This window comes from Actinoplanes sp. NPDC049118 (genome assembly GCF_040648555.1).
Taxonomy (GTDB): Bacteria; Actinomycetota; Actinomycetes; order Mycobacteriales; family Micromonosporaceae; genus Actinoplanes.
The window spans coordinates 1-8,408 of sequence record NZ_JBEZDY010000061.1 but is presented as its reverse complement, the minus strand read 5'-3'; the positions used below and the strand labels follow the sequence as shown (position 1 = coordinate 8,408).

7 protein-coding genes and 1 pseudogene are annotated in these 8,408 nt (G+C 66.3%); 4 read left to right on the top strand and 4 right to left on the bottom strand.

Annotated elements, in window-relative coordinates:
• Nucleotides 1-398: 398 nt before the first annotated feature.
• Entirely contained in the window at nucleotides 399-785 is a 387-nt protein-coding gene (locus AB0B58_RS42080) for a hypothetical protein (RefSeq protein WP_360236963.1), read from the bottom strand.
• Nucleotides 786-1,023: 238 nt separating this feature from the next.
• Between AB0B58_RS42080 and AB0B58_RS42075 the strand changes: the two genes are divergently transcribed.
• The 3 genes and pseudogenes from AB0B58_RS42075 (at nucleotide 1,024) to AB0B58_RS42065 (ending at nucleotide 3,436) form a co-directional block, all read left to right on the top strand.
• The gene (locus AB0B58_RS42075; protein WP_360236960.1) at nucleotides 1,024-1,974 is read left to right on the top strand and encodes a hypothetical protein; all 951 of its coding nucleotides are present in this window, start codon (nucleotides 1,024-1,026) and stop codon (nucleotides 1,972-1,974) included.
• Between the two features lie 283 nt (nucleotides 1,975-2,257).
• Nucleotides 2,258-2,798, top strand: a pseudogene (locus AB0B58_RS42070) (AAA family ATPase); the annotation flags it as partial.
• A 440-nt stretch (nucleotides 2,799-3,238) separates the two neighbouring features.
• A complete protein-coding gene (locus tag AB0B58_RS42065) occupies nucleotides 3,239-3,436 on the top strand; it encodes a hypothetical protein (RefSeq protein ID WP_360236957.1) in 198 nt (65 codons plus the stop codon).
• A gap of 786 nt (nucleotides 3,437-4,222) precedes the next feature.
• On the opposite strand, the gene AB0B58_RS42060 is transcribed toward AB0B58_RS42065, so the two are convergent.
• The 3 genes from AB0B58_RS42060 to AB0B58_RS42050 all read right to left on the bottom strand — a co-directional run bounded on the left by AB0B58_RS42060 (nucleotide 4,223) and on the right by AB0B58_RS42050 (nucleotide 7,158).
• Complete coding sequence (locus AB0B58_RS42060) at nucleotides 4,223-4,474, bottom strand: helix-turn-helix transcriptional regulator (protein ID WP_360236954.1); 252 nt, start codon at nucleotides 4,472-4,474, stop codon at nucleotides 4,223-4,225.
• Nucleotides 4,474-5,085 (bottom strand): DUF2975 domain-containing protein, encoded by a 612-nt coding sequence (locus AB0B58_RS42055; protein WP_360236951.1) that lies wholly within the window; start codon nucleotides 5,083-5,085, stop codon nucleotides 4,474-4,476. The genes AB0B58_RS42060 and AB0B58_RS42055 overlap by 1 nt, the downstream gene beginning before the upstream one ends.
• Before the next feature lie 1,242 nt (nucleotides 5,086-6,327).
• On the bottom strand, nucleotides 6,328-7,158 hold the full coding sequence (locus AB0B58_RS42050; RefSeq protein ID WP_360236948.1) for an SDR family oxidoreductase: 831 nt from the start codon (nucleotides 7,156-7,158) through the stop codon (nucleotides 6,328-6,330).
• Between the two features lie 219 nt (nucleotides 7,159-7,377).
• Between AB0B58_RS42050 and AB0B58_RS42045 the strand changes: the two genes are divergently transcribed.
• The gene (locus AB0B58_RS42045; protein ID WP_360236945.1) at nucleotides 7,378-8,295 is read left to right on the top strand and encodes a tyrosine-type recombinase/integrase; all 918 of its coding nucleotides are present in this window, start codon (nucleotides 7,378-7,380) and stop codon (nucleotides 8,293-8,295) included.
• Nucleotides 8,296-8,408 lie beyond the last annotated feature (113 nt).

Here is an 8,408-nt window from a genome sequence, read left to right as displayed (position 1 = left end):
GCGCCGGCTTCGGGCTGTATCTGTCCAGGTTGCTCGCCGAGGCGAACCACGGCCAGGTCTGGTACGAAGACGTCGTCCCGCACGGCAGCCGGTTCGTACTGAGCCTGCCCCGCGCCCAGCGGGCGGCCTCGCTGGACCCGCTGGACGGCGCGGCGACCACCTGAACCCGGACCACGCGGGCTCGCAAAAGGCGACGGCAGGTGAGCTGAATGATCACTGTGGCGCTGGTTCCGACCGCCGGCTCCCGGGCCTCCGTGCAGGTTGCCGACCCGCCGTGACGCACTGGCTTCGTTCGCGAGATTGGGGCTTTGGCGCGAACATCGTGATTGATCTCGGCCCCACAGCAAGGACCGGCGTCGCGTAAACCTCCTGCGTACGCTTGCTCACCGGCGAGCCGTCTACGCGTTTGCGGCCCAGCGGACGTAGAGCCGTTCGCCGGCCGATGCGGCGCTTCGAGCCACCGTGGTGAGTTCGCCAGCAATAGGCCAGTGGCTCGTCGCGGCCTGGAGCGTTTCGTCATCGGCTGAGGCAAGCGCGTCGCGAAGGGTGTCAGTCAGCGTGGCAACGTACTCGTCGATGTAGATGCCGAGTTTCGTAACGATAGCCAGGTGGCGATCGTCGCAGTTGACGTCGTCGTAGGACCGATCGTTGAGGAAGGATTCCAGCTCACGCAGAACTTCGGAGAGTGCGCCGTTGTCGGGCATCGTCGGGTGGATCTTGACCAAGCGGGCAGCGGAATCGTCCGGCGCATGGAAGAACGCGAGCGGCGGCATGGTGGTGATCATGTCAGGGGTGAGGCAGGGTCGAGTGAAGGGCTCCGGCACATGCTCACCACGATCGGACTCGCGCTGGCCGGTCGGGCGGGTGCCCGGCTGGCCACGACGTTTGGTGGCTGCGCCCGCTCAAGCGCCGTCCCGCTAACGTCCGGTAGGCCGAGGCTCTCGTTCTGGGCGGTGGACAGGGCTGGATACTCTCGCGCCGCGGTATGAGGGGTTCTATGGCGACGTTGTTGGAGGTTGTGGGGTGTCGCGTCGTCGTCTTGGCTTCGCGGTTGCGGGGATCGTCCTGCTTGTACTCTGCCTCGCTACGTACGGCACGTTCATCCCCCGGATCCCGTTGCCGTTCGTCTCCGTGCCGAGCGCCGACGTCGCCGCCACCGACCATGTACTGGTGCCAGCGTCGCCGCCGGCCGGGCTCGCGCCGTTCAAGATCGGAACATACGGTGTGCCCGGCGACCGGCTTGCTGTATACGCCGAGCCGGGTCCTGCCGATGTGTTCGCCGGCCGCGCGCTGGGCGTCATCTACATGCACGCTGACGAGTTCACCGAACTTCCCTACGGCACGAACATGCGGCCGGTCCGGGTAAACCTGCACCAGGCACACGTCGGCCGCGTCGGCGACCAGGTCTGGGTGGTGTGGGACGTGTGGTTCGACGACAACCAGGAGCAGGACCAGATCGGCGTGATCGGGTTCGGCCTTACCGAGGACGAGGTCGTCCGCGCGGCCCGGCACGTCTACGTCAGCGACGACGACAGCGGCACCGCCAGCGCGAGACTCGACTGGGGCGGCGTACCTTCCGGCCTGGCACCGGCTGCAGCCGGTCCGGCGGACCTCGATGGCCTCGGCCACCGGAGTGTGCTCGCCAACAGCACCGTCATGATCTGGGGACACCCGCCCGATGGCCCGTACCTGACGATCGCGGTCTGCCGGGGCGATGCCGGAGCGGCGGTGCTGGCCCGGCTGACCACGCTGGGCACCCAACGGCCGATCCGCGGGGCGCCGGCCTCCGTCGGGACCGCTCCTGGGTGGCCGACCCACCAGACTGCCGATCCGGCCACCGCTTACGCCTGGGCCGAAAACGGCCTCGTCGTCTACGTGACCGCTCGCGGGATCCCAGCTGGCGAGGTCGACGCCGTCATCGCCGGGCTACGCCTCGTTCCGGTAAACGAGGCGACCGCACTATTCCCGCGGTAGGCCCTCCAGCAAACGACGCCTACGCGATCGATCAATATCACGGCGTTGGTGCGTACGGACCTGCCGCGATCCGCGCGTTACGCAGTGTCATGGGCTGCCCGGTGCGCTGACGCACGCCTTCGAAGCCGAGATCAGTGCGTTTCCAAGACGGGATCGCTTCTGCCGGCAAGAGGCAACGGACGTGCACGGTGTCGCCGCCGATCCATCGCGTTGGCTGCTCAGGCCACAGCGGGCGCCGCGGGCACCGGCCAGTCTGCTGGCGTCCGGCCGATATGGTTGCTCGATGACGCTACCCAGGACGGTTGTCCTCAACGGCGATCTCGGCAGCGGCAAGACGACCGTGTCGGTGTTGCTGGCGCAACGGCTGGGGGTACACCGGGTAAGCATTGGTGATCTCTACCGTCGGATGGCCGCGGAGCATGGCATGACGGCGCTGCAGTTCAATCTGCATTCGGAGCTTGACGACAAGGTCGACCATTTCATCGACCAGCTGCAGCACGACATCGCGGCCTCCGGTGAGCGCTTGGTCGTCGATAGCCGGCTGGCCTGGCACTTCTTCAGTGACGCGCTGAAGGTGCACCTCATCACCGATCCGTTTCGTCGCGGCCCGGCGGGTGCTCGGCCGTCCCGGCGACTCGGTCGAGAATTACCGCAGCGTCGAGGAGGCCCTTCACGAACTCGCCGGCCGCAGCGAGAGCGAACGGCAGCGGTTCCTGTCCCGGTACGGCGTTGACAAGACCCGCCTGCGCAACTACGACGTGGTCTGCGACACCACGAGGGCGGAGCCGGAGCAGGTGGTCGCGCGCATCCTCGAGGCGCTTGAGAGGTACGCCGGCACCCCGTCGGCACCGCTGTGCCATCTCGATCCCAGTCGCGTGCGCCGGACCGCGGCGACGGAGGAAGACGGCGAGATCGTCGTGCGCTACCAGGCGCGGACTTTCGTTGCCGTTCGCGGAGGCCGGCAGCTGAGCGCCGCGGTGGATACCGGCGAAATCATGACCCCTATGGTTCTCGCTGGCGAGGGGTAGCAAGCCGGTCCAATGACCGCGGAGCCCTAAGATCGGATGCACTAATCTGCCGCCGATAGCGCGCACCGTGCGTGCGTTGCGCTCCTGCAGACATCAGCGTTGCGCGGGCTTGGTGCTGCCAGCACGAGCCGGGGTCACGGCGCGGATACAGACTGAGCGTCAGCCGGCTACCTAAGGAGGTCGAGTCGGCGTGTCGGCCACTTGTCGCCGCTATCCAAGCCGAGGGACCTGCTGGAATGGCAAGCAGTTTCACCTGCCAGTTCGTCGAGAGCCCGGTCGCCGACCGCTACGCGCAGGCCCAGAACTACGGGGTCGGTTCGGCTGATCAGCCGGGCTATCGACGGCACCGGGGCTGGAAAATGAAACCGAAGGCGCTGCAGGCCGGGAAGATGTGGGTGGCGGCCACTGCGTCGCCGCGATCTGCACCCCAGTGACTGGCAGGGTGGGCGAGATCTGGTCGAGCAAGCGCTGCGCCAGAGTGGCGTCGATCTCGACGTCAGCGCTGATACGAACATCAGCGGCGGTCGCCAGGTCCACGATATCGTCGATGCTGAACGCGTCAGCTCCGAGAGTGCTCAGCCGCCGCGCGAGCTCCTGCACATTGATCATCTGCAGCCTCATTCTCGGATTGCGAATGACCCACCGTAACCCCCGCTTCGGTCGGCGGTTCTTGCGCCCACCACCCGGGCCTACTGCGGCCAACAGCGATGCTACCGGCTCGACGGCCCCATCTCTTCGAGGAGCTGATCGCGCACGAGGGCCGACAGAGCCGTCACACTCTGTGCAACTGACGCCGGCCCGGGACGCGCGGAAATGCCGATGAGAGGGCGTTCGACCACGCGGCGGTCAGCGACGCGAAGCGGCCTGGGTGTCACCTGGGTTGTCAAGATCTTGCGTTGAGTGAGCGAAGCTCGGCGGTGACGTCTGCGCCAGAGGGGGCATGCTCTGGGTCCACCAGCCACTGCAATATCAGTCCGGTCAGCAGCGCGAGCGGCACGGAGCCGCCGAGCCCCTTGCCGCCCCCTCGCGTTGGCCCTTGGCCAGGTGCTCGCGGACTTCCGGCGATCGCTCTGCCTGGGCAGCAGCTTCTGACTGGGCCATCCACAACGGCCGGTGGGTGTTGAAGGTGTCGATGTGGCCCGGGACTCCTGAAGCCACGACGAACCGCAAAGTAGGAGATCTTGACGGTGGGTATTTGGTAAGACCCGTCACCCCAGACGTCATTGGTCTTTCGTAGTGGACTCCGGTGGCCGGTGTCGGACGGTGATCAGGTCGCTGGGTTGGCAGTCGAGCGCGTCGCAGAGTGCGGTCAGGGTGCTGAACCGGATGGCGCGGGCGCGCCCGTTCTTGAGGATGGACAGGTTGGCCAGGGTGAGGCCGACCTGCCCGGCGAGTTCGGTGAGGGTCATGCCGCGGGCGGTTAGTAGCCGGTCGATGTGGATGTCGATGCGGTGCTGCTCCTCGGGAGGCATCAGATGACCTCGTCGAGCTCGGCGCGTAGTGCGCAGCCGTGCCGCACTACAGCGGCGAACGCCAGCACGGCGAGGCCCAATGGCAGCCACCAGTAGCTGAGGTCGTCGGTGACGGGGCCGGTGTAGGAAGAGGACGGGAACACGCTGTGGTACAGCGCGTACAACACCGCCGCGCGGATGAGTTCTGCGAGGCCACCGCCGGCGAGGACGACGATGCCCAGCCGGCGGATCTGGTCACCGGTGGAGACGGTGAACGGATCTGCGCGTAGGGCCGAGGTGACGATCCGGCGGGCCAGGATGGCTATCACGAGCCAGGCGACCGCGCCGACCGTGCCCCCGGCGATGAGTTCCAGCGTTGCCTGCGCGGGGGTGGGGTCGGCGACCGTGACCGCCACGACGTCGTCGACCTTCGGCGTGAAGGCTGGCTGCAGTGGGTCGGGCACTGGGTTGTTGAGCGCGTCGAACGGTGCCCAGAACTGTACCGGGGTCCGCCCACCACTGATCCAGTTGGTGGCCGTGACGAGCAGGAACAGGATGTTGCCGATGATGGTGAAGGTCAACAGGACCCGCAGCGGGCGCAGGGCGCCAGAGCGGCGAGGGGAAGGCGCCACGAGAAACTCCTTATCGAAGGTCGATGTATCGAGTATCGATAAGAAGTCGTTGCGTGTCAACACGGGCGTCAGGCCTGTGCCGCTCGGCATCAGCCGCGAGACCGTGTACGCCGCATGCGAGCAGCAGTTGCGGCCCTACGTCGCCGAGAACCAAGCAGCGGGCCGCCCGTCGGCAGCCAGCTTCCGCGGCGAAGCCCCGCCCCCATCTCGTGAAACACCACAACACTCGTCACACCCACTACGGCCGCAGGCATCACGGGTTTAGCCACCCCCGCGGCCTCACCCGGGCCGCGAACAACGAGTGGACCAACGCGAAAACGCGACGCTCATTGAGCCGTCCGTGCGCGGTGACCACCGTCAGTTCGTCACCCTCCGTGCCGACGGTGGCTCTGCGGCCAGCGTCCGAACATGCCGAGATGAGGGCCCATCGGCGGTCCGGAGATCGCTAGTTTTCTTCCGGAAAGAGCTCCTGACTTCCTTGGGCTCGCTACGCTAGCGGTAAGATTTTCTTTACCCAATCTCCAGTCAGCCTGGTAGCGGTCGGGACATCTGTGCTGCCCAAGAAGTGGGTGAGCCGCCGAATCGATAGACAGCCAGAGCGCATGCGAGACCTCTGTCGTTTCGCCAACATTGGGCTAGTCTCCTCAGACATTCCCCTGGCGGCGGATCGCCGGTCTGCACTCCCGCCCTTCTCGATAAGGTCGTAGTGATGATCAATTCTAGCCGTTTGTTATGCTTCACTGTCGGTATGACCCTCGCCGCTTCAGCTATGGGAACACCGGCGTCGGCCGGTCCGTATTCAAGTGAAGGCGCGGACAATTCGCTTACCGCCGCAGGCGAGCGGCTCCTCGGTGGCGTCGACATGCAGGGCTACTGCATGTCCCGTGGCTACGTTCGAGCAGAGCTTCAAGGCAATACCGCGTACGACTGGAGATGCGTGACCGGATCCGGTAGCCGTGACCACATCTCGATGACTGATGCCTGCCGTTGGCAGTATTCAAGGATAGATGTCATCGATCGAGTGGGCGACTTCTACAACCCCTACTCGTGGCAATGTTGGGGGACTAGATAGGCGAGTTTAATCGCGTCGATACGGGGTTGACGCAATCACGGCCCGCGCTAACTAACATGCCGCGAGTCGGTGCTGCGGCTCATGTTGATCGTCACGGTCTGTACGCCGTTGCGCAGGCCATTGATCATAAATCTGGCGAGTGCCCCACACTGCGACGATCTTGGCCCGGCTTACGCCACCAGCTCCTCGCTGAGGGTCCATAGACGCGCGGCGGCCTTGGGGTCGCGGGCCAGGGAGCTCGGCTCGATCTGCTTGCCGCGGAAGAAGTAGCCTCCGGTGACCTCGGCCGCCTCCGGGGCGCTGGCCAGGTAGACCGGGGTGGCCGCGCCGGTCTGGACCGTACCCATGAAGGGCTTGGCGGCTGCGACGAGCAGCTTGGCGACGCCGCGGACCTCGCGGCCCAACTGGGTGCGGATGAGGCCCGGGTGCAGGCAGTTGGCGACCACGCCGGTGCCGGCCAGGCGCTTGGCCAGCTCGACTGTGAACAGGATGTTCGCCAGCTTCGACAGCGGGTAGCTCGGCTCGCCGCGGGCCAGGTTGTCCCACGGGATCTGCTTGGCCGAACTATGCACATTGGACGACACCGTGATCACGCGGGCCGGCGCACTGCCGACCAGCCGTTCCCGCAGCAGACCGGTCAGCAGGAACGGCGCCAGATGGTTGACGGCGAACATGGTCTCGTAGCCGTCGACCGTGAACTGCTGCTTGAGCATGATCACACCGGCGTTGTTGTCGAGCACGTCGAGCCGGTGGTACCTCGCCAGCACTTCGGCGGCCAGCCGACGCACCTCTGCCAGGCTCGACATGTCGGCCGTGAGGAGGTCCACCTCGGCGCTGGGCGCCCGATGCCGGATCTCCTTGACGGCCGCTCGCCCTCGCTCGGCGTCGCGCCCGACGACGACCACGGTGGCCCCCAGCTCGGCCAGACGGGCCGCCGTCTCCCGGCCAATCCCGCTGGTCCCGCCGGTCACCAGGCACACCTTGCCGGACATTGTGATCATTGACCCTCCTGGATGTACGCGTCAGCAGACGTTCGCAGTACGAGTACACCCACGGAATCTACGCAACCCAGCATCCCGAATGTGGCCCGAACGGCCGGCGTCATCATCGGCCGTCGTCGGAACTCGGGCCTCTTGCCGCTACGACCTCTTGATCGGGTGCACGGACATGCCGCGCCAAGGGCACTGGCGCCCTCCGCCGGCGGTGACGCACCGTGAGCTATGACTGTCTTCCCTGCTCCCGAGCAAACCGTCACCACGTCCGACGACCGCCTTCTCCACGCGGCAGTGGCCGCGTACCTCGGCCGCTACCGGGGTCAGTCCCGGCTGCACACCGGCTCCGACCTCAAGGTCTTCCTGACCTGGTGCGCCACCCAAGGCCTGGACGCGCTCCGCGTCGGCCGGGCCGACATCGAACGGTACGTTCGCTGGCTGCAGGAGATCCGCTACTACCAGCCCTCGACGGTGTCCCGGCGGTTGTCGGTCGTGGTCGGCTTCTACCGGGTGTGCGTCATCGACCAGATCCTGCCGTACTCGCCAGCCGACTACGTCCGCGGGCCACCAGTACCAGCTGAGTCACCCACCCTTGGCCTCGGCCACCTGCAATTCGAAGCCCTGATCACGGCAGCTCGGCTCTCACCCAACATCAACGACTTCGCGCTGATCGCGATGCTCGGACTCCTCGGCTTGCGCATCTTCGAAGCCTGCGGCGCGAACATCGACAACCTCGGTGAGGAACACGGCCACCGCGTGCTGAAGATCCGCGGCAAGGGCGACAAGACGGTCCTGATCCCGCTACCACCCGCGGTAGCCTGGGCTATCGATCAGGCCGTCGACGGCCGAGACCATGGGCCGATCTTGCGCAACGCCTACAGCGTGCGGATGGACCGGCACGCGGCGACCCGCCGGCTGAAGCTCCTCGCCGGCGCGGCTGGGGTCCGGATCGCCCGGATGCACCCCCATATGCTCCGGCACACTTTCGTGACGACCATGCTCGACGCGGGCGTCAGCCTGCGCGACGTGCAGATCGCCGCCCGCCACGCCGACCCGCGCACAACCATGCGCTACGACCGGGCCCGCAAGAACCTCGACCGGCACCCCAACTACATCCTCGCCGCCTACATGGCATCCGGCACCTGATCACTCAACACGCGGAACTGCCGAGATGAGGGCACTCGATATTCCGATAGAAGTGCGGGGGACGGGTGACAGATCATGGGCGGATGACAGTGATGCTTCCAGGAGTTTTCGTC